This is a genomic window from Bacillus sp. BD48, from assembly GCF_046566805.1.
In the GTDB taxonomy this organism is placed as follows: Bacteria; Bacillota; Bacilli; order Bacillales; family Bacillaceae; genus Bacillus; species Bacillus safensis.
Window position 1 is genome coordinate 186,425 of record NZ_JANGFM010000001.1, and the last position, 26,052, is coordinate 212,476.

Below are 26,052 nucleotides of genomic sequence, written 5' to 3' on the forward strand. Positions count from 1 at the left end.
TTTAGTGCGAGCTATTATTTTCAACTAGCTTGACCATCATATTTGCAATGGCACGCTGCTCATCTTCTGATGCAACGCTCCAAAGGTCAGCAAGTACTCTTTCCTGCTCGTTCTTTGCTTCAACTTCGTTAGCTAAATATCCGCCAATTTCATACGCAAGGTTATTGATGGTATCACCTTCTAAACCTTTATCCTGCGCATGATTTAAGCGATCACCTAAAAAGTTTTTCCAATGGTCCCAGTTCTCAAGTACAGACATGTCGATTCCTCCATTCGAAAAGATGAATTACAGCCATAGCTTTTGTCATGGAGAGACGAATTATACACGTTTTTTAACAGTACCAGCCGCCATTAACAGATAAAATTTGACCGGTGATATAACTTGACTGTTTTGAGGCGAGAAACCAAATGACATCTGCAACTTCCTCAGGCGATGCAAGCCTGCCAAGCGGGATTTCTTCTTCCAGCATTGCAATGTCTTCCTGCGTAAAGCTATTCATCATGTCTGTTTTGACAGCACCTGGCGACACAGCATTTGCTCTAATTCCACTTGGAGCAAGCTCTTTTGCTAATCCTTTAATAAACGCATTTTGCGCACCTTTAACCATGCTGTACAGCACTTCACACGATGCTCCCGTTTCTCCCCATATCGAACTGACCACAATGATATGGCCTGCTTTCTTTTGGATCATGGCAGGTAAAAGGGATTGAGTAAGCTCATATGGACTTGTGACATGAAGCTGCACCATACTGGCTAATACGTCTTTTTCTGTGTCTGTCACCAATCCGACATGGCTCTTGCCGCTATTTAAAACAAGAATATCTGGAAAGAGCGGCAGACGGCTGACAAGCTCATCTGCTCCGCCCGTTTTAGCTAAATCTGCTTGAACGACGTGCGTCTGAATGTGAAATGCCTCATCCAAATGAGCGGCGAGGCGCACAGCTGCCTGTTCATTTTTATGATAATGAAGCATTAGGTTGCAGCCTTCTTGGGCAAGCTTTTTGGCTGCTGCCTGCCCAATCCCGCCACTGGCACCGGTAATCAGCGCCCAACGACTCGTCACATTGATTCCTTCTTTCTATATGGGATACCTATTCTTTTCGTTTAAATGGGAACCAGTTGGCTGATCCGAACAATTTCACCATCACAGGTACGAACAATGGTAGCACAACGAGTGCGTACAGTAAAAGTCCTGTGAGGACAAGTGTTGCAATCTGCAGGAGAGACAGCACACCTGATGGCAGCATTGCGGCAAATGTTCCTGCCAAAATAACAGCAGCAGACATTATGACAGACCCCATATTTTTCATTGATTCGGTCATGGCAAACTGGATGTCTTTTGTTTTGTATTCATTGAACCGCTCCATTAAGAAAATCGAATAATCGACTCCGAGCGCCATTAATATGACAAATCCAAAGAATGGTACAGCCCAGTTAATGCCTGGATATCCGAAGAAATGGGTGAAAATAAATTCTGTTACACCGATTGCTGTAAAGTAAGTCAATATGAGCGAACCTACCAAGTACAGCGGCATGACAAGCGAACGGAACAGGATCACCAAAATAAGGAAAATACCAATCATCATGTAAAGCACTGTCTTATTGAAATCTTGGTCTGACAGTTGTTTTAGATCAGCATTCATACTTGATACACCTGAGACGCCAAATGACGCATCTTTTAGGTTTGTTTCAGGAAGTGCCCGCTCGACAGAAGCTTCTACTTGTTTTATCGTCGACAAGGCGTCATTGCCATATGGATTATTTTCTAAAATAACATCAATCTTTGTCATCTTGTGATCATCTGACATATATGAATCAAAAACTTGCTTGAAAGCTTTATTTTTCAGGACGTCTTTTGGAATAAACCAGCCAGCCATATCTTGATCTGGTGCATTTTTCAATTCATCTAAGTAGTCACCTGCACCCATTAAGCCGCTTGAAATTTTCTCCAGCCCATCTACACTTTTGTTCAGGCCGTCTGTCAGCTTGGTCAGGTTATCCCCAAAGCCGCCAATCTTTTCTTTCATTTGCTTTTGGCCATTAATGATGTCGCCCGCTCCATTTGCAAGCTTTGGCATATTATCAGCTAATTGTCCTTGACCTTTAGACGTTTGATCCAGTCCAGTTTCAACTGCGTCTAAACCAGCAATGAGCTCATCGATTTGATTCGTCAAGACTTTTTGCTGCTCAGAGGCTTTTGCGATAAAGGCATCAGCTGCTTCAAGCTGCTTTCTAGCTTCTTTCGCTTGTTTTGCGTAGCTGTCTGCTTGTTTAGCCCCTTCTTGCAAGGTCGCAGAGAGTTCATTGTACGAAGCTTTGATCGCTTGATACGATTGATTTTCTTTTACTTGCGGGATTTGCTTTTCAAGTGTACTAAATTGGGTATTTGCTTGTTTGATTAACGCTTTTACATCTGCTGCGGCAGAGGATGACGTATCCACTTGCGCTAATGCCGCCTTTAATTCTTTGGAAATGCTTTTATACAGCGAAACTTGCTGATTCACTTGTGCGACTTGAGCCGTTAGCTCCTTTTTCGCACCTTTGATTTCCTCTTTAATGGCTGCTACACCTTTTTTGTTTTGATCGATGCCGTTTTGTAATTTTTTTAATGATTTTTCAACATCTTGTATCCCTGTTTGCACTGATTCTGTGCCAGAAATCAGCTGGTTAATGCCTTTTCCAGATGACTTGATTTGCGGCGTTTGTTTCTCAATGGATTGACTCATTGTCGTTAGTGCATCTTGGATGTTTTTCAAGCCTTCATTGCTTTTATCAAGTCCTGTGTTCAGTTCTTTGGCTTGTGATTTCACATACAGATCACTCAGCCCTTTACCGACAGGACGGGTAGCACTTCTGACTTTACTGACGCCATCTGTTTGTTCAATCGCACGGCTGAGTTTTTCGATGGCAATCAGCCCTTCATTGTTGTCTAAAACGTCAGATGATTTCACGACCACTGTTGCAGGGAGTGCTTCACCCGGTCCAAACTTGTCAGAAATGGTATTGAAGGCGTTGACCGATTCGTATTTATTACCAATTTCGTCCAAGTTGTTATATGAAAGGGTTCCTTTATACATGAGAATTGGCGGAAGCGTAATGATACCTACGATTAATAAGCTGAAAAGCGGCTTTTTGAATGAAAAGCGGCCTGCCGTTTCCCACATTTTTGACTGCGGGTGGGCAATATCGCCTTTAATCGGCCAAAATAACACTTTTCCTAAAACCGCCATAAAGAACGGTACAATTGTGAGAAGGGCCACAATGAGCACAGCAACCCCAACTGCTACTGCTACGGCTGATTTATAAAGCTGAAATTGTGCGAGACCAATACATGTAAAACCGATCAGAACCGCAATTCCGCTGAATAAGACGGTCTTTCCTGCTGTTTTATACGTAATTAGAATCGCTTCAATTTTATCTTTACCGTGTGCGATCTCTTCCTTAAAGCGGCTGAGAAGCAGTATGCAGTAGTCCGTTCCAATTCCAAACATGATCGCGACCATAAAGATCTGAGTAAAGGTCGAAAGCGGGAAGTCTACATATTTCACTAAATAAGCCACGATCGATTGACTCACCAAGTAAGAAAGTGCCACTGCGACTAACGGAACGAAAGGCGCCACAGCTGACCTAAAGACAAGAACAAGGACGACGAGAATAAACCCAATCGTAATGAACTCTGTTTTCTTCAAGCCTTCCTGCGAACTAGTGATGACATCATCATCAATTAACGGCTGCCCTGTCATTTCAAATTTCAGGTTTAAGCTTTTCAGCTTTTCATTGACTCTTTCTTTAAAGTCGGATGCTTTGATTTTGTTTGAGTCATATGTAACTGGAACAAGGAGCGTCGTTTGATCTTTTGAGAGCATTTGTTTTTTAATATCTTTATTCGCTTCAAAATAAGAAGTGATATCCTCTACGTGGAGATCTTGATCCTTTTCTAAAATGTCCATTGCCTTTTTTAAAGATGTTTCTCTTTCTTTCACAATGTTCTTTTCTTGAAAGACAATGACGATTGATTTTTCTGTATCACCACTGTCAGACATTTTCTTTAATAACTGATCGGCGTATGAAGATGGGTAGCCGTCTGGCACAGAAATTTGCCCTTTTTCTTTTGTTAATTGCGCCATATTAGGAGCGGTGATAAGTAATACTGCCGCTAATACGACCCACAGGATCGTGATCAGCCATCTACCCTTTATAATTGCTCTCATTAGTACTTTGTGCCTCCTCTTCGATGATCACTTGATAGATCTTTTCATATGTTTGAATAAATGATTCCATTTCCTTTTCTTCCAGCTTTTCAAAGTAAGATCGAACGAGATCCTGGAGCTGCTTTTCCATTCGGCTGACCACATCTTTGCCCTCTGGCGTGACGTACAGGTGAACATTTCTTCTGTCAGCTTGATCATGTTCACGAAAAATATAGTTTTTCGTAAAAAGACGGTTGGTCATGGATGTTACAGCACTTTTGTTCACATTACTTACAGCCGCAAGATCCGTTGATGTACACCCAGGATGTAAATTGATGTATCGAAGCGAGTAATACTGATCAAGTGTCAGCTCTTTATCAAGCTTTTCGGTGATCATACTCGATACTTTTTTCTCCATCATGAGATAGACGTCTGCATACCTCTGAATGAGCTGTGCAATTTTATTTTGTTCCATATGATGCTCCTTTTTAGTTTAAGTGTTTAACTATTAAAGAGTTTAACTAATAGACAAAACAATTGTCAATCAATATCCCTCCGAATAAAGTGCTTTTTTCAATGAAACATAAAAAAGACAAACTCTGTTGACCTGAGTTTGTCTTTTTAAATTTATTTTGTTTTTGGGACGACTTTGAAAACAGACATCCGTTCTTCATCAATTTCTTCATCTAAAATTTGCTGAATATCAGCTAATTGAATTTGTTCTAGCATTGTGACGACATCAAATAAGCTCATATCTAAAAATGCATATCGAGTAAATTGGTTCGCAATGTATTCTGGAGAATTCATGGCTTTTAAAAAGCTACCGATTTTTTTCTTGCGTGCAAGCTCAATTTTCTCTTCTGTGATGAGGCTTTTTGCTTGAAGAAGGGTTTCTTTTAATACTTTTGCGAGTTGATCAGGATCATTTGTATCCCCGCCAACTGAAGTGAATCCAAAACCGCCTTCTTCGGTATAATCGTAGCTGAATGTTTCATCAATTAAGCCTTTTTCATACATCTGTTCATATTGTAAGGAGCTTTTGCCAAACAGCGTCTCTAAAATGAGATTCATCCCAAGCTCATGCTTTAGCAGCTGGTTTCCTTTTTTATGCGGATTCTTTGTTTTCAAACCGAACATACATTTAGAGCCTTGTACGTTCATTGGGAGTTCGTATTCTTTCCGGTACACACCTTCAGGCTCATTGATGTCTTTTCGTTTGATCTCTGGCTGGTCTGTAAATGGCTTTTTCGCCTGGTTCGCTCTGACTTGATCTAAAATTTGCTTCGGATCAACCGGACCGACAACGAATAGAAGCATATTGCTCGGGTGATAGAACGTTTCATAGCATTCATATAAATGATCTTTTGTAATAGGGGCAATGCTTTCTACTGTTCCAGCAATATCAATTCTCACAGGATGCTCTTGATATAAATTTTCAATCAGACCAAAGAATAAACGCCAGTCTGGATTGTCATCATACATATTAATTTCTTGCCCAATGATACCCTTTTCTTTTTCGACTGTTTTTTCAGTAAAATAAGGCTCTTGAACAAAATCAATGAGTGTCTCAAGGTTTTGTTCGACATTTGAGGTGCTTGAGAATAAATAAGCCGTTCTTGTAAACGTTGTAAAAGCGTTTGCGGATGCTCCTTGTTTACTAAAAGTATGAAACACGTCTCCATCTTCTTTTTCAAACAGCTTATGCTCTAAGAAATGCGCAATACCGTCAGGCACTCGAATCATGTCTTCTTTGCCAAGCGGCACAAATTCGTTATCGACAGAGCCATATTTTGTTGTAAAGGTCGCATAGGTTTTGTTAAACCCTTGCTTTGGCAGCACATAGACGTCAAGTCCGCTTTCCATTTTTTCGTGATAGACCGTTTCTTGCAGCTGATCGAATTGAATTGTTTTCACTGTCATGAAGCACCCTCCGTTCCTTTAAGAAAATAGGTCGTATCCCATTCAATTTTCTGACCCACTTTGATGATGTCCTCTTTTGTCACGCGGTCTAATGCTTCTAAAAAGGAATCAAGGGTTTCCCCAGTTGGCACAACGGCATGCTGATACAAATATTCTGCTGTCCCATAAGACGTATCAATCGTTTCAAGCAGCTGGTTTTTGACGACTGCTTTTGTTTGATCAATTGCTTCATCTGAAAAATCACCTTTTTGCATCGCTTCAAATTGTTCTTTGATGATGTCCACTGCCTGCTGATAGTTGCCGACTTCAATTCCTGACATGACCATCATCAAGCCTTTAAAGCTCTCAAGTCTTGACACAGCATAGTACGCAAGACTTGCTTTTTCACGGACATTGATGAATAGCTTAGAATGCGAGAAACCGCCGAATATGCCATTAAACAAATGCAGCGCCGGATAATCTTTATCTGCAATTGTTGTATGTGTACGAAAGCCGATATTCAGCTTGCCTTGTTTCACGTCCTCTTCATCAATGACTTCTTTTGGTTCATTTTGAGGTCTTGTTGATTCAACCTGCTGTTTGACTGGTTCTCTCTCACTTGTTTTAAAGTATTGGGAGACCATTCGGCTGATGTCTTGTTCGTCAACATCTCCGACAACATAAAGATCAAGCTGGTTTGATGAAAGCGCATGCTCATAAGCTTCAAAGAGCGAGTGAGCTGTGATGGCGTCGATGTCTTCCATTTCACCATTGACGTGCAATGCATATGGTTCACCTTTACACATTTCCTGCACGAGTCTTAAATTCGAATAACGCATTTTGTCATCATAAACTGCCTGAATTCGCTGTTTTAAAGTGCGTTTTTCTTGATCCACATATAATTGACTAAACACCCCATCTTCAACATACGGGTGGAATAATAGGTCAGATAGTAAGGCAATCCCTTTTTCTAGTAAAGGAGTTTGATCCTTTAAATATTTTTCATTCGCCATTTCTAGGCGGAAGGTAATGATGTGATTCTCACCTTTTTTCGCCATGTCGGCGGAAACAGTTGCTCCATAAAGCTCATCAAAATAGGCACGCAATGCTCCTGTTTTCGGCATTTTTTCTGTTCCTCTTAACAGCACATGCGGGAAAAGAGAACGCATGGTGACGTCATCTTTGGATAGCGGTGCAAGCATTTTAAAAAGAATTGTCACAGTTTTAAATTTTTCTGTTTTGACAATATGAGTATGAAGACCAGGTGTGTCCAGTGTCTTCTCTTGTAAGTACGTCATGAGAAACCTCCTTTGTTCATCCTATTTATTATGTATTAGAACATAGCTGATATATACGTGAAACAGCCATTTAATAGACATTATATCAATCAGAGGAAAGGATAGGAAATAAAAACGCCTCTGCTCATAGCAGAGACGCGAGTGGTTATTTCATTCTAAACGGCCACCAATTCCATTTTCCGAAAATCCGAACCATGACCGGAATAAAGAGCGGTAATACAACAAAAGCATATAATAAAAGTCCAATGAGTACGACCGTTGCAATTTCAACAAGTGATAATACTCCCGATGGCAGCATAGCGGCAAACGTACCCGCTAAAATGGCCACTGCAGAAATAATAACAGAACCCATATTTCTCATCGCTGATATCATGGATGCTTGTACATGCTCTCCCTTCCATTCATTAAAACGATCCATGAGGAAGATGGAATAATCGATCCCGAGCGTCACAAGAATGACAAAGCTGAAAAATGGGACAGCCCAGCTGACACCATCGTAGCCAAAAAATGTTTTAAAGATCCATTCTGTTAACCCGATTGATGTAAAATACGTTAAAATCAATGAAAGTGTTAAGTATATCGGCATGACGATTGACCGTAATAAAATAATTAAAATAATAAAAATACCAATTAACATAAAGATAACAGTTCGAATAAAGTCACCGTCAGACGTTTCTTTTAAGTCCACATTTAAGCTTGAGATACCAGATACACCGTATTTGGCATTTTTGAGTCCACTTACAGGTAAATATTGATCGAGGGTTTCCTCAATTTTTGCGACACCTTTCATCGCTTCATTGCTGTATGGATTCACATTTAAGATGACTTCAAAAGTCGTTAATTTACGATCTGGAGACATATACGTATGAAAGATTTGCTTAAATTCTTGACGTTTCAGCACTTCTTCTGGAATAAACCAGCCCGTTACTTCTTCATCAGGCGCTTGCTGAAGCTGCTTTAAGTAGCCGTCAGCCTCGGTGAAGCCGCTTTTGACCTGCTCAAGCCCTTCAATACTTTCATCTAATCCATCTGTTAATAATGTGAGTTTTGATGAAAGCTGGCTAAATCCTTTTTTGATGGATTTTTGACCGTCTGTCAGTTGATCTGCACCATCTTCAATTTTAGGCATTTCTTTAATCAATTGTTTTTGGCCCTTATTTGTTTGGTCAAGACCGTCATAAATTTGATCAAGCCCATCCATGAGTGATTGCACTTGGCGTTTTACTTCTTTCTGCTTTCTTGATAAGGTTTGAATCACTTGATCTGCCTGCTTGATCTTTTGCTTAAAGTGAGAGGCTTCCTCTTCATATACACTCATTTGATCCCCTGCTTGATCAAGCATTCCTTTTGTTTCTTTGAATACTTTCTTGATTTCTTTATATTCATCCATGTCTTTTACTTCTGGAAGACGATTTTCTAGTGCTTCAAATGATAGATTTTCATAAGATTTTTTTACTTTCTTAATGGTTGTCATCAGCTGCTCATTCGATTTCGCATGGCGTTCCAGTGTATTCACCATTCGCTCAAGCTCTTGAAGCATCGCTTCGCTGCTGCGATATTCTTGCTCTAATTCTTTTTTCGCTTCTTTGATTTCACTTCGAATGGTGCCGACGCCATCTTTACTGCGCCTCACCCCATCTTCTAAAGAGATAAGGGATTCCCTGACTTCGCCAATACCGCTTTTGATTGCTTTTGTTCCGTCAATCAGTTGGTCAATACCTTGAGCGGATTCTTCAATTTTTGGTTTTTGTTTGAGAAGGGCGAGATTTGTTTCGGTCAAGCCATCTGAAATTTTCCCGATTCCTTCATGACCTTTTCCAAGTTCTCCTCCCAGCTCTTTCGCTTGAGAGGTGACATAAAGCTGACTCAGACCGTCTCCAACAGGACGCGTGACACTGCGGACTGTTTTGACTTCGTCAATGTCATTTAATTTACGAGTCAGTTTTTCAATCATAACAATCTTTTCTTGATTATCTAGCTTATGATCATTTTCGACAAGCACATTCAGCGGCAAAGCTTCACCAAAACCAAATTGCTCTGATATCGTATTAAATGCAGACACCGACTCATACTTATTCCCAATTTCATTTAAACTGTTATAAGAAAGGGTACCGTCGTACATCAAAATAGGAGGCACCGTAATAAGTGCGACTAAACCTAAGCTGATCAGCGGCCTTTTAAATGAAAAACGCCCAGCCCATTCCCACATTTTACTTTGCGGGTGCCGAATGTTTTCTCTTTTAGATGGCCAGAATAGAGATTTTCCGAAAACTGACATAAAAAAGGGAACGATAGTGACAAGGGCAATCAGCAGAATACCCACTCCAACGGCAACACTTACGGCTGATTGATACAATTGGAATTTAGCAAATCCAATACTTGAGAAGCCGACTAACACGGCTAAGCCGCTGAAAAATACCGTTTTCCCTGCACATTGATACGTGACGATAATCGACTCTTTGACATCACGGCCTTGACCGATCTCCTCTTTAAAACGGCTTAACAGCAAGATGCAATAATCTGTTCCAATACCGAACATAATGGCTACCATAAAAATCTGAGTAAAATTAGATAGAGGAAATTGCGTATATTCTACGAGAAAAGCCACAATACACCGGCTGACAGCGTAAGAAATGCCTATCGTAATGAGCGGAACAACAGGTGCCAATATCGATCTGAAAACAATTATTAAAATAAAGAAAATAAAAATCATCGTAATAAGTTCAGTTTTCTTCAGACCTTGTTGAGAGCTTTGAATGACATCTGAATCCACAAATTTTTGACCCGTTATTTCATATGAGACATGATAGGGCTTTAAAACTTCCTCAATTTGTTCTTTAATCTTCACAGCTTTTGTTTCGTAGTGGTCGAATTTGAATGGAACAAGAAGTGTACTTTTATCCTTTGATAAAAGTTGTTTTTGAATGTCCGGATCTACATGAAAATACGAAGTAATTCCGTCAATGTGGAGTTCTGGGGCATGTGTCATGAGTGCAGCTAAAGCTTTTTTTAATTCCTGCTCTTTCGCAGGGAACAGATGTTGTTCGGAGAATACAAGCACACCTGTATCTTTTTTCCCGTTCTTATCTGACAGCTTATCCAATAGGTGGAGTGCCTCAGCTGTTGGTGTCCCCTCCGGAACCTTTAATTGCCCTTTTTCTCTTGTTAATTCCTCTAAATCGGGCGCAGTAATAAACAGAATCACAGCTGTTATCATCCACACCACTAATACAATCCATCTTGCTTTAATTATTTGCAACATAGCTGCTTCAAGCTCCTTCTAGTTCATCAATCAATTTGCTGTATTTGAGCGTGTCTGAAGTGCTGACTGCGTCTCCTTCAAATGGCAGGATGACCTATTCAATTGTCCTTTCGTGTTGAAGAAACATATCTCCATCATCAGCACGCGAGCTCAATTTCTGCCTAAAGAAAGACAGAAAATGAATGTTTTTGAACACCTCCAATTTGGGATAATTTAAAAGATATTACTATACATTAGTTTAACTATCAAAATTTTACATGTCAATTTATAAAAAAGAAAAAAGATGGCAAAATACCATCTTTTTTCTATATTTAAACCGTTTTCAATTGTTCACTCTCATCCTCTTCATCTGGCTGGATGAAAAAGAGGACCAAAAATAGTGAAATGAGACTGCAAATGGTCGAGAGAATGAAAACAATGGAGTCCCCTTTATCCATGAGATAGGCAAAAATCGGAGGTCCTAAAGCAACACCGATAAAACGCATACTGCTATAAAATGACGTAATGGTACCGCACTGCTCTTTTTCAATTCCTTCTGTAATCAGTGCATCAAGTGAAGGCAGGACAATACCGATTCCGACACCGCCAATGCTTAAACAGATAAACAATACGTAAAAGCTGTGATTCCACCATAAAAAAATATAAGAAAGTGATAACAAGGCCATCCCTGCGATTAAAAAGATTCTCATTTTTCCTTTTTCTTTTCCAATCGTTTTTCCAGCAATGTAGGAACTGATTGATAGAAAAAGGAGCGGAATACTCAGCAGGAGCCCTTTTTTCACGCCCTTTATTTGATAAGCCGCCTCTAGGTTATCGGATAAGTAAAAAAGCACACCAAAAAGAAGAAACATAATAAAACCGCCAATAGCAAAAATGGCATAAAGCCAACGTCCCTCATGCTTAAAAATGGTCTTTGTTGATTTTAAAAATTCTTTAAATGTAGGCGGGTCCTCCTCTTTTTTCGCCGACTCTACCATGAACAGCACCATGAGAAAGCTGATAATCGAAAAGAACGGAATGAACCAAAACGGCACAAACCAAAACCATGAAGCAAGAAGTGCTCCAATAATTGGGCTTAGTACCTTTCCCGCTGTGTTAGAGGTTTCAATGGCGCCAAGTCCTGCACTTACCTCTTCATCATCATGAAACAAATCTCCTATAAACGGCATAACGACAGGTGCGGCTCCAGCTGAACCAACACCTTGAAGGACCCTGCCAAACAGAATCCACATATAAGGTTCTTTCATGATCGTTGAGGCGACTGCTGCCACAGCCCCTCCAAGTCCGGCGATTAAAAGACACGGCAGCAGTACCTTTTTTCGCCCAATCCGGTCTGATAAGTAACCAGCGATTGGAATACATAAGATTGCTACAACCGAATATACCGTAATAATGAGAGAGACTTGAAAGGAAGTGATCGAGAGTTTCTTTTCTATCTCTGGCAATACTGGTATTAACATCGAGTTCCCTAGTGTCATGATTAGAGGCACTGATGATAATGCAATGATATTCTTTTTACTGACTGTTTTCTCGCCCAACATCATTCACCCAATTCTATATACTGTTACGTAATAGTGTGGCAAGTTTGACGAGTTTTATGTATGAGCATACAAAAAGCAGCCGCCTATGAAAGCGACTGCTTATTAAAATCGTTTGCGTATGACATGAAAGCTGAATTTATCCGCTCGAAAATAATTGAGGGAGTATAAGACCGGCTGATCATCCTGATCATAGTGCATTTGTTTTAGCAATAATAGCGCCGTTTCAGGGTCACACTCTAGAATGGGTGAGGCCTGATCGTGGTAGCCAATTGGTTCGATGTCAGCAACTGCATATTTAATCCCGCTGTGCGGTTCTCTTCCAAACAGCTCAAAAAGAGACTCTTCTTCATGTGTAAAAGAAGCGGGAAGATGTTTGACCGGAATTTTATCTAAACAATAAACAACTGGCTGTCCATCTGCCGTTCGAACGCGTTCCATTGAAAAAATCCCATCAGATTCATCACACTGAAAACGAATGACATCATTCTCTGTTGGCTCCCCTTCTTGCGAGGATAAAAAGATGGTGCCAGGCGTCATATTGACCTGCTCAATCATTTTCGTGACACTTGTCAGCTGTTCTATCCCTGTCGAAAAAAGTGGTCTTGAATTGACGAAAGTCCCCACACCATGCCTTCTAATTAAATACTTCTCTTCTTCTAATATACGAAGGGCTTCACGCAGTGTCGCTCTGCTCACACCTAAAAGCTTTGAGAGCTCAAACTCAGAAGGTAGCTTTTCTTTTTCGGCATATACACCTGTTTGAATATCTTCTTTAATACGGTCAATCACTTTCAAATATAAATGGCGATTGTCTGTTTTGGTCGACATGTTTTCCCTCCGTCTAATCAATGCAAATGATAAGATGAGAAATCTCTATTCCGAGATAAGTTGAACATAACTATATCATGTTTTTGCAAATAAATAAATAGTCTGACATCCAGTTAACATAATCATACTATCGTTTACTATTTTTTCAGGAAAGCTCTCTTCACTTATGAAGAGAGCTCGTCATATTGTTCTTTTGAGAGGAGAACCTCTCTCGGTTTACTTCCTTCATATGGGCCTACTACGCCACGCTCTTCCATTGCGTCAATGAGACGTGCTGCCCGGGTATAACCGATGCGGAATCTTCTTTGCAGCATAGAAACAGAAGCCGTCTGCATGCCAATGATCAATTCAACTGCTTCATCATATAGATCATCTTCCACAGCTGCAAGCTGATCCTGCGTTTCTTCGCTTGGAATCATTTCCTCTTGGTATTGTGCTTTTTGCTGTGTGATCACATGATCAACAACATGTTCCACTTCTTCATCTGATAAAAAGGCGCCTTGCACACGAACCGGCTTGTTTGCACCAACTGGTAAAAACAGCATGTCCCCTCTGCCCAGCAGCTTTTCTGCGCCTCCCATATCAAGGATCGTCCTTGAATCTGTTTGTGAAGATACGCTAAAGGCAATGCGGGACGGGATGTTGGCTTTAATGACACCTGTAATGACATCGACAGAAGGTCTTTGTGTAGCGATAATCAAATGAATTCCCGCAGCACGTGCCATTTGAGAAAGTCTTGTAATAGAATCTTCCACATCAGAGGAAGCGACCATCATTAAATCTGCAAGCTCGTCTACAATGACAACAATATAAGGTAGTTCTGGCTGTTTCGCTTCTTCTGTTTGGTTCATTCGTTTAATGTAATCATTGTACCCTTCAATATTTCTTGTCCCCGTATGAGAAAACAATTCATAGCGGCGTTCCATTTCGCTGACTACTTTTTTAAGTGCCTGCGAGGCTTTCTTAGGGTCTGTTACGACAGGCGCCAAAAGGTGCGGAATGCCGTTATATACATTTAATTCAACCATTTTCGGATCAATCATCATCATTTTCACTTCATGAGGCTTCGCTCTCATGAGAATGCTTGTGATAATACCATTGATACACACACTTTTTCCGCTTCCAGTCGAACCTGCTACAAGCAAATGCGGCATTTTGTTCATTTCAGCAAGCACGGCTTCTCCCGAGATATTGCGGCCTAGTCCAATGAGGAGCTTGGCATTTGGACGGTCATTTTGCTTCGATTCTAATACCTCTTTTAATGAAACCATGGCAATTTCTGCATTCGGAACTTCAATGCCGATGGCTGATTTACCAGGAATCGGCGCCTCAATTCGTATGTCCTTTGCCGCGAGTGCAAGGGCTAAATCATCACTTAGATTGACGATTTTGCTGACCTTCACACCGACATCTGGATATACTTCATATTTGGTCACAGCTGGACCTAAATGAACCTGTGTGACTTTTGCTTTCACACCAAAGCTTTGAAATGTTTTTTCAAGCTTTCTTGCATTTTCATATATATTTTTCTTATCTGTTTGCTGGCCTGAATGCTGGGGCTCTGCCAAAATATCAAGTGACGGCAATTCGTAATCTTTGTTTTCTAGTTCAGTAAACGTCATCGGCGGCGCCTCTTTTGGTTCATCGGCTGTTTCTGATTGAACTGGTGCACTTGGCACAGATTCTTGAAGAGGATCTGTCTCTTTTGCCGCCTGCTTTTTTTGAACCGGCGGAGTGAGAATGTCATCTCTGTCTGCAAAGCTTGAAATAATCGGCTGGCTATTATCAGAAGACGGCGTTTCCTCTTCGATCAAGATCAGATCATCCTCGTCTTCTTCTTGAATGCGTGAACGTTTTTTCTTTTCACTTGTTTTCTGAGAGGAGGCGCTCTTTTTCGCCTGCCTGATTCCTTTCATATCTTCAACAAACGCTTTCCACTGCTTCACCATAAATTGTGATACAGGAATCGTCACTTTTTTCACCATTTCCTGAAGGGATCTGTTTGTAATCAGGACAATTCCAATCAGCATCAGAACAATCGCCATGATTTGCGAGCCTGCTTGCGCAAATAAGAAATAAGAAGCAGCAAACAAGACGGCTCCGATCATGCCGCCCCCTAAATCAGGCGACCCTGTTTCACCTTTCATATCCATCAAGAAGAGCTCAAATGTATTTCTAATCACACTTTGAGAGCCAATGACGCCAGCAGATGAAAGATGCTGAAAGAGCTTCACATGTGACAAAAGCAAGATACTCGCAATGATGCAGTAGAGACCTGCTTTTCTTCTCGTCAAAATATCTGGGATCTGTTTTTTCCAGAAAATCGTCACACCAAAAAGAAATAATCCGATAAGGCAGAGAATGAACCATTCACCTGCAAAGAATCGGAATAGATGTACAAAGGTTTGTCCAACAACGCCCAGCTGTAAAATGGCAATGATCGCTATGGCAATACAGACTAACCCATTTAATTCATATTTCAGTTTTAGCTGTTTATTTTGTTTTTTTCTCGTTTTCCGTTTTCTCTTTTTAGCCATACTCATCACCTTACTACGAAAGAAAATATAACCTACCGAAAGATCAGAAAGAAAGCAGCCTGGTTTTGGCTGCATCTTGTTGTAAGTTTTCCCTTTATTATAGCATAGAATCATTCATATGAGTCGGTTTGATTGGTGCCTAAATGTAACTTCAATCGCTTGCCTGGTGCAAGCTCTTGATTGAGAAAATCCATTGGATTGGTACTCATGACTTGAACGATTTCTGCTTCATCTTCTTTCATTTCAACCATCACTGGCACACCTTGAATATTTACTTGCTGTAGTTTACGTTCTCCCTGTTCCTCAGCGTAAATGGCTTCATATGGCATAGGCGTATATAAAATCATTGGATCAGCCCCTCGTTTTGAGATGCCCTGTCTCCGATCAGTTCGTTCAACTTTTTAATCGCTTGTCCTACGCCGCCAACTTCATTCATGAGTCCGTATTCCGCTGCTTCATGACCAACGACATTTGTTCCGATATCCCTTGTCAAATTGCCTTTTGAGAACATGAGCTCTTTAAACTTCTCTTCTGTAATGTTGGAGTGGCTTGTGACAAAGTTAATGACTCTTTCCTGCATTTTATCTAAGTATTCAAAGGTTTGCGGAACGCCAATCACAAGACCTGTTAACCGCACAGGATGAATCGTCATTGTGGCTGTTTCTGCAATATACGAATAGTCACACGATACAGCAATCGGGACACCTATAGAGTGGCCGCCGCCAAGCACAATCGAGACAGTTGGTTTCGATAAAGAAGCAAGCATTTCTGCAATCGCAAGTCCCGCTTCAACATCTCCTCCTACTGTATTTAAGATGATCAAAAGGCCCTCTATTTTAGGGTTTTGTTCAACTGCTACGATTTGTGGAATGACATGTTCGTATTTGGTTGTTTTATTTTGCGGTGGAAGCTGCATATGGCCTTCAATTTGTCCAATAATGGTGAGGCAATGGATATTTGTATCTTGCGGCAGCTGCGGAACGGCTGTTTCACCAAGCTGCTGTATTTTGCTCATAATGCTATCTTTTTCTTCTGGCTTTCGCTCAGGCTGCTGTTCATTCTTTTCGTCCATTTGTCTCCATCCTTTCATCAAACTCTTCTCCTATTATGAACAAGTAGGCCATATTCCATCCGCATTCCTCACGCCACATCAAAAAAGCCCAAAGAGCTTATGCTCCTTGGGCTTAGCGTGTAGACAAACCCTCGCATTCGTTGTCAGTCCTGCGCTTCGGTGCTCGTCCTTTCTAGACTGCAAAGGTTTTCTATCACGCTAAAAAGAAGACAAAGTGCTAAAATAAAGTTCATTTTAGCACTTTGTCAACAATCTAAAGCCCAAAGAGCTAATACTCTTTGGGCTTTTCTCATCACACTTCCATAATAATTGGAATGATCATCGGCTTACGTTTTGTTTTTTCATATAGGAATTGATTGAGTACATCGCGCATGGATTGTTTCAGTGTTGACCATTCAACAATTGAATTTTCCGTTTGCTCTTTGACAATCCCTTTGACCATTTCTGTTGCTTTCACAATGAGCTCTTCGGATTCTCTGACATAGACAAATCCTCTTGTGATGATTTCAGGTCCAGAAATTAATTGTTTCTTTTGTTTATCAAGCGTGATGACAACAATCAAGATGCCATCTTGAGACAATAGGCGTCTATCGCGCAGCACAATGTTTCCGATATCACCAACGCCAAGTCCATCGATCAAAATGTTTCCTTGGTGAACTTTTTCACCGATTTTGACATTCTGTCCTCTAAACTCAACAACATCTCCTTTATCAATCAAGAAAATGTCACTGCGTTTCATGCCTACTTCTTCAGCAATACGAGAATGTGCTTTTTGCATACGATATTCGCCATTCACCGGAATTAAATACTTCGGTTTTAGTAAGTTCAGCATCAGCTTTAACTCTTCTTGGCAGCCATGTCCAGATACATGCACTCGTTTTTGCGCAAAAATGACTTGTGCTCCGCTTCTTGTAAGGAAATCCACTGTTTTAGAGTATGTGAGTTCTTGTCCAGGAAGAGGTGTAGATGCAATCACAACCGTGTCATCTTTTTCAATATGAAGCTGTTTGTGATTTTGCTTCGCCATTTTTGTTAAAGCAGCAAGCGGCTCTCCGTGGCTTCCAGCGGTCAGGATGACCACATCGTTTTTCGCCATTTTCTTCACTTCTTGAACGGGTACAAATAATTCTTCGTCTGCTGTAACATAACCAAGCTTGATCGCCAGCTGAAGGGTTGTCATCATATTCTTCCCTGCAACGGCAAGCTTACGGCCATTTTGATTTGTTGCATTAATGATCTGCTGCACGCGGTTAATATTAGATGAAGACACAGCAACAATCACACGATTTTCAGCACTGTACATCGCATTTGAGATTTCGTCTTGGACGAGCGCCTCAGAAGGTGTATAGCCTGGTTTTTCAGCATTTGCACTGTCTGAAAGTAGTGCTAAAACGCCGTTGTTTCCAATTTTCGCAATCTCTCCGATGTCACAGGCTTGGTTAAGCGCTGGGGTTTGATCAAATTTAAAATCACCTGTGCATACGATTGAACCAAGAGAGGTTTTGAAGCTGATCCCAACTGAATCAGGGATGCTGTGATTCGTTCTAAAGAATGAGACTTTTGTTGTTTCAAAAGTAATGACTGATTTCGCATGTACCTCACGCAAATCAGCTTTTTGATTGAAGCCATACTGCTTTAATTTTTCTCGAAGTAACGCAAGGGTCAGCTTCGTTCCGTAGACTGGTACAGACAATTTGCTCAAGCAATGGAATACGCCTCCGATTGCTTCATCATGTCCGTGGGTAAGAAAAATTGCTTTCACCCGATCAGCACGTTCTGTTAAATAAGAGATATCAGGAATGACGACGTCAATGCCTAGCATTTCGTTTTCTGGATGCATTAAACCTGCATCTACCACGTATATGTCCGAATCAATCTCAATGACATATAGGTTTTTCCCGATTTCTCCAACGCCTCCGAGTGCAATAATTCTTACGTTCTCTGTATTTTTCTTTTTCAAAATTCTTATCCTCCTAGTCTCAAGCCCGTCCATCATCGCTTAATGCTATTATAACTGAATCTAATTTTAGAAAACAAGATGAAGTCACATTTTAAGAAAGTGTTTATGTATAAAAAACGGTCATACTCAGGGACATCTGAGAATGACCGCTTACGAAATCTTTTGTTTTGATCAGCTGTTTAAAACGCTGCTTAAATTCAGTCTCTCTTCTTCTGACAAAGGCAAAAGCGGAAGACGAACAGATCCGACGTCTAGTCCTTTCAGCTGAAGGGCTGTTTTGACAGGTGTTGGATTTGGCGCTGAGAAAAGCTGTTTCATGATCGGAAGCAGTTTTTGATGGATCAATGCTGCATTGGCTGTTTGGCCTGAAGCATAGCTTTTCAGCATTTGCTGCATATCTAGTCCTACGATATGAGACGCAACAGAGACAACTCCTTTTGCACCAACAGATACAGCCGGAAGTGTTAAGCTGTCGTCCCCTGAATAGACGTCGAAATCTTCTGGCGTCTCTGCAATGATTTTTGTCATGGCATCAAGATCGCCGCTTGCTTCTTTGATGGCAACAATGTTTGGTATTTGTGCAAGCTTAATTGTTGTTTCTGGTGCTAATGACGCAGCCGTTCTTCCTGGTACATTGTAAAGCATGACAGGAAGAGATGTAGACTCGGCAATTGCTTTAAAGTGTGCATACATGCCTTCCTGTGATGGCTTGTTGTAATAAGGTACGACAAGCATCACTGCATCAACGCCCGCTTCTTCTGCTTTTTTCGTTAGTTTGATAGACGCATTTGTATTATTACTGCCTGTTCCTGCAATGATTTTACAACGACCATTTGCTAATTTGACCGATTGCTGAAAAAGAGCAACTTTTTCTTCATTCGATAAAGTTGGCGATTCGCCTGTTGTCCCTGCAATGACTAAAGAGTCACTGCCGTTTTTTAACAAATAATCAATGAGAATTGATAGCTTTTGGAAATCGATGTTGCCCTTTTTATCAAAAGGTGTAATCATAGCTGTTGCGATATTTCCGAAATTCATTTTTTTCACCTCATCATGATTCAATCACATTTATCTTGAAAGTTCAAACACTTCATGCAGGGCATTGACAGCCGCTCTCATGTTTTCTTCGTTCACTAACACCCAAATGGTCGTATGACTGTCAGCCGATTGTAAAATCGGAATGTTTTGCTCAGATAGAGCCGATACAATTTTAGATGTGACACCCGGTACACCCATAATGCCTGCGCCAACAGCTGATACTTTCGCACAATTTGTTGTCACAATTGGCGTATAGCCAAGATCTTTTAGGATCGACGTTGCCTTTTCAGTCATTGCACCTGTCACTGTATACACAATTTCACTCGGTGTGATGTTGAAGAAGTCGACACTGATTTGTGCGTTTGCCATTGCTTTGAAAACCTCTGTTTGTACGCTGTACTGACCTTCTTTTGCAGGGACTTTGATTTGCGTCACATCATTGACATGTGCAATACCCGTAATGAGGCGGTCGTACACATCATGGCTCATTTTATCTGAGTAGTGTGATGTAACGAGTGTGCCCTCATCATCAGAGTATGTTGAACGCACCCTCATTGGTACTTTTGCCTGCATTGCAATTTCGACAGCTCTCGGGTGAATGACTTTTGCCCCTTGATATGCGAGGTTGCAAATTTCCGTATATGTCACGACTCTCAGCGGTTTTGCATTTTCAACAATGCGGGGATCTGCTGTCATAACGCCTTCTACATCTGTAAAAATATCAATAAAGTCTGCCTGCAATGCAGCACCTAAAGCAGCTGCGGACGTATCACTGCCACCTCGTCCGATTGTTGTCACGTCTCCATTTTTCGCAGCTCCCTGGAACCCAGCGACAACGACAACATCATGTTCAGACAGTGCTGCCTCCAGACGTTCGCACTTCATGTCAATAATTTTCGCACTTGTATGCTCCTTATCTGTCACAAAGCCCGCCTGAGCTCCAGTCATCGCTACAGCTTTTAGCCCGTTTTCATTCAGCATACTTGAAAACACAACAGCTGAGATATTCTCTCCGCAGGAAACAAGCAAGTCTTTTTCTCGATTTGTCATGTTCTGCGCGCTGCCGTAAAGCAGACTGAGCAGCGTATCTGTCGCATAGGGATCGCCTTTTCGTCCCATTGCAGAAACGACGACAACCGACTTATAGCCTTTCTCTTTTGCAGATAAGATATGTGCAAGTGCCCTTTTTCTACCTTGATCATCTTTGACAGATGTACCGCCAAATTTTTGGACAATTATTTTCACTGTTTTCACTCCAAGTTCATTCTGACGTAACAGAAGAGAGCAGGCGAAAGATGCCTAACTCTCTTCTGTTCGTCCTCATCATCCATTGAATGTTAAACTAATTTTAATGCTTTTAAGCTTTCTGCAATTTGAACAGAGTTCCATGCAGCGCCTTTAAGCAGGTTATCAGATACAATCCACATATGGAACCCGTTTGGACGGTCCAAATCTTTCCGAATGCGGCCGACAAATACGTCATTTTTCCCAACAGCATCTGCAGGCATTGGATAAATTTGCTGAGACGGATCATCTTGCAGCGTAATTCCCGGTGCATCTTTTAGAATTGATTTGAGGTCTTCCACTGTTGCATCATTTGATTCTAGTTCGACGTAGACAGATTCTGAATGACCTGTTTCAATTGGAAGTCTCACACATGTTGCCGCTACTTCCAGCTCTGGCATATGCATGATTTTTTTCGTTTCGTTGATCATTTTCATTTCTTCGAATGTATACCCATTGTCTTGGAATTTATCAATTTGCGGAATCGCATTAAATGCAATTTGATAAGGCATGACTTCTGGTTTTACATCTTCTTTATTTAAAATGGCTTGTGATTGGCTGTATAGTTCGTCAATGGCTTCATGTCCCGCACCTGATACTGCTTGATACGTAGAGACAATGACTTTTTTCATTCCATACGCCTGACGAAGCGGTTCTAATGCCGCTACCATTTGAATCGTTGAACAGTTAGGGTTTGCAATGATCCCTTGATGATCATGCAAATCTTTTTCGTTTACCTCTGGTACGACAAGAGGGATGTTTTCGTCCATACGAAAAGCACTAGTGTTGTCTACAACAATCGCACCTCGTTTGACTGCTTCAGGAGCTAGCGCCTTGGAAACATTTCCTCCAGCACTGAATAATGCAATGTTCACTCCTTCAAAGCTTTCAGGTGTTGCTTCCTGAACAGTGTACTCTTGACCTCTGAATGTCACTTTTGTTCCAGCAGAACGTTTTGAGGATAGTAGAGTAAGTGTATCCATTTCAAAATCTCTGTCAGCTAGTGTTTTTAACATTTGTTGACCGACAGCTCCAGTCGCTCCAACTACAGCTACATGCAATCCTCTTCCCATCAGTAAAACTCCTTCCGACCCATCCATGATTCTTTTCTTTCGGATGGCCATCCTATGACTTTTTACATTTTATTTTACCATAGAAAAGCAAGGCTTGAAGCATCTTTTTTGAATCTTTCATGATTTTCTAGTGAAACTATTATTCGTTTGGTCCAATTAAAATCGGCTGAATTTGTCTATGCTGGAGCGCCTCTTCTACTGTTTGAGATAGCAGATCCATGTTTGCGACCATCGAGGTCGGTTTTTTGAATGGATCATCCTGGCCAAATGGAATAAAGAAAATATTCTTTGTCGACATCAGTCTCATCAGATTTGTACCATTTAAGCCTAACGCATCGTTTGTTGAGATACCTAAAACAACAGGACGATGATTTCGAATGGTTGCTTTAGCAGCCATTAAAACAGGACTGTCTGTCATGGCATTTGCAAATTTCGCCATTGAGTTTCCAGTTAAAGGAGCAATGACCATACAATCAAGCGGCAGCTTAGGTCCGAGCGGTTCTGCTTTAACGATTGAGTCAATCGCCTTAAATCCAGTCAGCTTCTCAATCCGCTCAATCCACTCGGCTCCATCTCCAAATCTCGTATTCGTGCTCTGCACCGTGTACGACACCACTGGACGCACCTCTGCCCCTTCTTTTACAAGCGCTTCGATTTGCGGAAAAACAGCTTCATACGTACAGTGGGAACCTGTTAAACCAAAGCCGATTCTTTTCCCTTTTAATGATGTCATGATTCCATCCCCCTTTTTTCCTCCGCAAGTTCACATAAAAGCCCGGAAAGCACTTTTGCAATGATTTGTCCTGCTGTTTTTGGTGCAACAATCCCCGGGAGTCCTGGTGCAAGAAGTGCCTTTACTCCGTGCTTTTGTGCAAAGTCAAAGTCTGTTCCACCTGGGCGGGAGGCGATATCCAAAATGAGTGTCTTTGGTGTCATGCTGACGATGACAGATGAATCTAATACAAGGCTTGGAATGGTATTGATGATAATATCAACGTCCGTTACTTCTTCTTTTAACCGATCCATTGAAAATGGATGAAGCCCCATCTCAAAGACCCGCGCTAAATGTGCTGTGTCTGCCGCCCCTACTTTTACGTCTGCCCCTAGTGCCCGAAATGTGCGGGCAATCGTGAGTCCTGTTCTTCCAAGTCCGAGAACAGCGACATGAGACCCGTGAATTGTATAGTCCGTTTGCTGAATGGCCATCATGATAATCCCTTCAACTGTTGGAATAGAGTTATATATGGCAATATCATCTCGCTCAAACAGCTTCACAAGCTTCCGGTTCACCTGCTTTGCCAGATTGTCTAAGTACGTATTTGAAATACCTGAGTACAAGGTACAATGGGCAGGGGTTCTTTCTAAATATTTTGCTTCCAGCAAGACCTGCTCATTTGAGAAAACAGTAGCAACAACGCCTTCATCCGTTGCCCCTGATACCGGCAGGATCATACTGTCTACTTGTTCGAATGGAAGTTCAGACATTTTCAGCTTTTCAGCACCAATAAATCCATGATCCAGCTGATCAAATCCGACCAAAAACACTTTGGCATGCTGCTGTGACAACTTGCGAATAATTTCAAGCTGCCTTGCATCTCCCCCGATCACCGCAACCGTTAAACCGCTCAACATACTGACCGTTCACCTTCTTTATTTAAAAAAGTCTGTAATATTTTCTGAATCTCCCTTTCAGCATATGAGGAGAGGATTCAGCCTGTGAACGAATCAGAGAGAGAAAAGAAAAAGAGCACCCATTATTATGGGTGCTCTTTTTCTCCGTGCGGCTGAAGTTCTTCAGGCACATCGAGAATGATCATATCTGATCCTATTTTTTGAATGTGATTCCACGGGACGCGGATGTCATTTCCTTGTTTTCGAAAGCCAAACCACTTCACGGAAGGTATAATGAGTGCTGTAATTTGACCGTCCTGTTCATTGATTTCAAGGTCAGTTTGTCCAAGCACGCCAAGCCGCTCCGCTCTTTTAATATCGACAATCTCTTTTCCCGACAGTTCACTCAGCCTCAAAATCGCATCACTTCCCTTCCGTATCATATATGCAGCAGACAAGGAGAATAGACCGGATCTCTTTAATGACTCGTTTGGAGAGAAAGCTGCGTCCCTTTCATGTAGTGATCATGCCATAATTCCAAGTTGTAAAGCATCCAGACTTTTTGATCCGCTCCATTTTTGTTTTTCTGATTCGAATGATTTCGTAAAAATTGCTCTAGTGGCTTTCTTTGAAACAGTTCTGTTGCAAAGCTTTGTTGATCAAGAAGCTTCTCTTCGATTTCTTTCATCCTTTTGCCCATCCAATGATACACTGGAACCGGAAATCCCATTTTTCTTCTATATAATATACGCTTATCCACTGTTTGCTCCATTGTCTTTTTTAACATATATTTCGGAATGTCTTGTACCTCACTCGTTTTGAGACTCGACTGAAAAAATGCTTGCAGCCTGCTAGGCAGTCCTTTATAAGGAAGCTTATATTTGAAGGGCATGTCATTGACAAATTGGATGATGCGATGATCAAGAAATGGAACACGCGCTTCTAGTCCATGTGACATCGTCATCATATCAAGCCGGTCTAACAGATTAGGTAAATGAATCTGCTGAAATAAATAGAGGAGTTTATTTTCATACGACGCACCCTCCATCTTTTGAAAGCAACGGGCAATAAACTGGTTCATGTGCGAGTCAGGAGGATCAATTGAATCAGCGTGACGACTTAAAAGCTGCTCTTTTTCGCCAGCAGTAAACCATGCATACCTTTTTTTGTAATGATCCATCTCACCTTCAAGGTGGATCATTTGATGCACCTCGTGCTGAAAGGATGGTTCAAATAATACCTTCGAAAGGATGGAGGATAGTTTTCGGTTTTTTTGAAGCCATAAAATTTTCCGCCAATCTGCTGGACTCCTAAAGACACGTCCATAACCTGCAAACAATTCATCCGCTCCTTCACCACATAGAACTACCGTCACGTGCTTTTTTGCTTCCCGTGACATATGGTAAAAAGCGACTTCATGAGGAATAGAAAGGGGATGATCTCTTCGCTTCACAACTTCAGGCAATAATTGAAAGTACTCTTCTTCACTCATTCGATGTGAGTGAAGCTTGACATTGTATTGATCTGCCGCGAGTTTGGCATAGCTTTCTTCAGAAAAGCCTTCCTCTTCAAAGCTGGTCGAAAAACAATGAATATTCTCGTTTTTGTATTTGGACATCAAAGCGACAATCGAAGTCGAATCCACTCCCCCGCTCAAAAAAGCTCCCACAGGCACATCAGACATCATCTGTTTTTGCACACTATCTTGAATTAATTCAAACAATTCCTTTTGATAATAACGTTCTCCCCGATCGATCCCGTCAGCTGGGAGGGGATATTGCCAGTAGGTCTCTTTTGTGATGCCTGTTTCATCTATTCTCAAGATGACACCTGGGGGTAATTTTTGAATGCCTTGAAAAAAAGTCTGCTCGCCGATCGAATAACGGAAGGATAAATAACTAAGAACAGCGTCCGGCTCAATAGCAGTTTGTATGTCTGGATGCTGAAAAAGAGCCTTCATTTCCGAACCAAAAATAAGCCCTCCGCGGCATTCTGAAACATACAGCGGTTTAATCCCAGACCGGTCTCTAAACAAATAAAGTGCTTTCTTCTTTTTATCCCATATCGCAGCTGCGAACATTCCATTTAATTGCTCAACAAAGGAAATCCCGTATTCTTCATAGCCATGAACAAGCACTTCTGTATCTGTCTCTGTACGAAACAAATGGCCTTTATTCCATAATTTCTCTCTTAATTCTTTAAAATTATAAATCTCTCCATTTAGAATCACACATATAGAATCATCTTCATTTGTTATTGGCTGCGGCCCAGATTGAATATCAATAATGGAAAGCCGCGTATGAACCAGACCAACTGAGTCATCTTGATATACACCACTATCATCCGGTCCACGCACAGCAAGTGCGTTTTTCATCTTCAGTAGGATGTGAGGATCAAGTGGTGCTTGGTTAAAATGACAATAGCCTGCAATGCCGCACATAGACATGGCTCCCTTCCA

At 41.2% G+C, this 26,052-nt stretch carries 20 protein-coding genes; all 20 read right to left on the minus strand.

Annotated elements, in window-relative coordinates:
• Position 1 precedes the first annotated feature (1 nt).
• Positions 2-259 carry a DUF3243 domain-containing protein gene (locus tag ACLGGR_RS00975; protein ID WP_048239821.1) on the minus strand — a complete coding sequence of 86 codons (258 nt, stop codon included), beginning with the start codon at positions 257-259 and terminating at the stop codon, positions 2-4.
• A gap of 73 nt (positions 260-332) precedes the next feature.
• Positions 333-1,064 (minus strand): elongation factor P 5-aminopentanone reductase, encoded by a 732-nt coding sequence (gene ymfI / locus ACLGGR_RS00980; protein ID WP_410972333.1) that lies wholly within the window; start codon positions 1,062-1,064, stop codon positions 333-335.
• A 28-nt stretch (positions 1,065-1,092) separates the two neighbouring features.
• Positions 1,093-4,212, minus strand: coding sequence for an MMPL family transporter (locus ACLGGR_RS00985; protein ID WP_410972334.1), 3,120 nt, complete (start codon positions 4,210-4,212; stop codon positions 1,093-1,095).
• Positions 4,190-4,666 (minus strand): MarR family winged helix-turn-helix transcriptional regulator, encoded by a 477-nt coding sequence (locus ACLGGR_RS00990; RefSeq protein ID WP_251215415.1) that lies wholly within the window; start codon positions 4,664-4,666, stop codon positions 4,190-4,192. Before ACLGGR_RS00990 ends, ACLGGR_RS00985 begins: the two co-directional genes overlap by 23 nt.
• Positions 4,667-4,818: 152 nt before the next feature.
• Positions 4,819-6,111: an EF-P 5-aminopentanol modification-associated protein YfmH gene (gene yfmH, locus ACLGGR_RS00995; protein WP_251215416.1), complete on the minus strand. Its 1,293-nt coding sequence runs from the start codon at positions 6,109-6,111 to the stop codon at positions 4,819-4,821.
• Positions 6,108-7,388 (minus strand): EF-P 5-aminopentanol modification-associated protein YfmF, encoded by a 1,281-nt coding sequence (gene yfmF / locus ACLGGR_RS01000; protein WP_410972335.1) that lies wholly within the window; start codon positions 7,386-7,388, stop codon positions 6,108-6,110. Before yfmF ends, yfmH begins: the two co-directional genes overlap by 4 nt.
• Positions 7,389-7,533: 145 nt before the next feature.
• A complete protein-coding gene (locus ACLGGR_RS01005) occupies positions 7,534-10,650 on the minus strand; it encodes an MMPL family transporter (protein WP_410972336.1) in 3,117 nt (1,038 codons plus the stop codon).
• Between the two features lie 311 nt (positions 10,651-10,961).
• Positions 10,962-12,191, minus strand: a complete 1,230-nt coding sequence (gene bcbE, locus ACLGGR_RS01010; protein ID WP_410972609.1) for a bacillibactin exporter BcbE — start codon at positions 12,189-12,191, stop codon at positions 10,962-10,964.
• A gap of 102 nt (positions 12,192-12,293) precedes the next feature.
• Complete coding sequence (locus ACLGGR_RS01015) at positions 12,294-13,019, minus strand: GntR family transcriptional regulator (protein ID WP_142944846.1); 726 nt, start codon at positions 13,017-13,019, stop codon at positions 12,294-12,296.
• A gap of 164 nt (positions 13,020-13,183) precedes the next feature.
• A complete protein-coding gene (locus ACLGGR_RS01020) occupies positions 13,184-15,556 on the minus strand; it encodes an FtsK/SpoIIIE family DNA translocase (RefSeq protein WP_410972337.1) in 2,373 nt (790 codons plus the stop codon).
• Between the two features lie 110 nt (positions 15,557-15,666).
• Positions 15,667-15,903, minus strand: coding sequence for a YlzJ-like family protein (locus ACLGGR_RS01025; RefSeq protein WP_008344712.1), 237 nt, complete (start codon positions 15,901-15,903; stop codon positions 15,667-15,669).
• Entirely contained in the window at positions 15,900-16,628 is a 729-nt protein-coding gene (locus tag ACLGGR_RS01030) for a ClpP family protease (protein ID WP_024424124.1), read from the minus strand. Before ACLGGR_RS01030 ends, ACLGGR_RS01025 begins: the two co-directional genes overlap by 4 nt.
• Before the next feature lie 292 nt (positions 16,629-16,920).
• Positions 16,921-18,588, minus strand: coding sequence for a ribonuclease J2 (gene rnjB / locus ACLGGR_RS01035; RefSeq protein WP_142944844.1), 1,668 nt, complete (start codon positions 18,586-18,588; stop codon positions 16,921-16,923).
• Between the two features lie 171 nt (positions 18,589-18,759).
• The gene (gene dapA / locus ACLGGR_RS01040) at positions 18,760-19,626 is read right to left on the minus strand and encodes a 4-hydroxy-tetrahydrodipicolinate synthase (RefSeq protein ID WP_410972338.1); all 867 of its coding nucleotides are present in this window, start codon (positions 19,624-19,626) and stop codon (positions 18,760-18,762) included.
• Between the two features lie 30 nt (positions 19,627-19,656).
• Positions 19,657-20,871 (minus strand): aspartate kinase, encoded by a 1,215-nt coding sequence (gene dapG, locus ACLGGR_RS01045; protein WP_142944843.1) that lies wholly within the window; start codon positions 20,869-20,871, stop codon positions 19,657-19,659.
• 92 nt (positions 20,872-20,963) lie between these two features.
• Positions 20,964-21,983, minus strand: coding sequence for an aspartate-semialdehyde dehydrogenase (gene asd / locus ACLGGR_RS01050; RefSeq protein ID WP_024424127.1), 1,020 nt, complete (start codon positions 21,981-21,983; stop codon positions 20,964-20,966).
• A gap of 139 nt (positions 21,984-22,122) precedes the next feature.
• Positions 22,123-22,716: a dipicolinate synthase subunit B gene (gene dpaB, locus ACLGGR_RS01055; protein ID WP_048239799.1), complete on the minus strand. Its 594-nt coding sequence runs from the start codon at positions 22,714-22,716 to the stop codon at positions 22,123-22,125.
• Positions 22,713-23,615 (minus strand): dipicolinic acid synthetase subunit A, encoded by a 903-nt coding sequence (gene dpaA, locus ACLGGR_RS01060; protein ID WP_410972339.1) that lies wholly within the window; start codon positions 23,613-23,615, stop codon positions 22,713-22,715. Before dpaA ends, dpaB begins: the two co-directional genes overlap by 4 nt.
• A gap of 125 nt (positions 23,616-23,740) precedes the next feature.
• Positions 23,741-24,010 carry a YlmC/YmxH family sporulation protein gene (locus tag ACLGGR_RS01065; protein WP_073205208.1) on the minus strand — a complete coding sequence of 90 codons (270 nt, stop codon included), beginning with the start codon at positions 24,008-24,010 and terminating at the stop codon, positions 23,741-23,743.
• A 62-nt stretch (positions 24,011-24,072) separates the two neighbouring features.
• Positions 24,073-26,040, minus strand: coding sequence for an asparagine synthase (glutamine-hydrolyzing) (asnB, locus tag ACLGGR_RS01070; protein ID WP_410972340.1), 1,968 nt, complete (start codon positions 26,038-26,040; stop codon positions 24,073-24,075).
• Positions 26,041-26,052 lie beyond the last annotated feature (12 nt).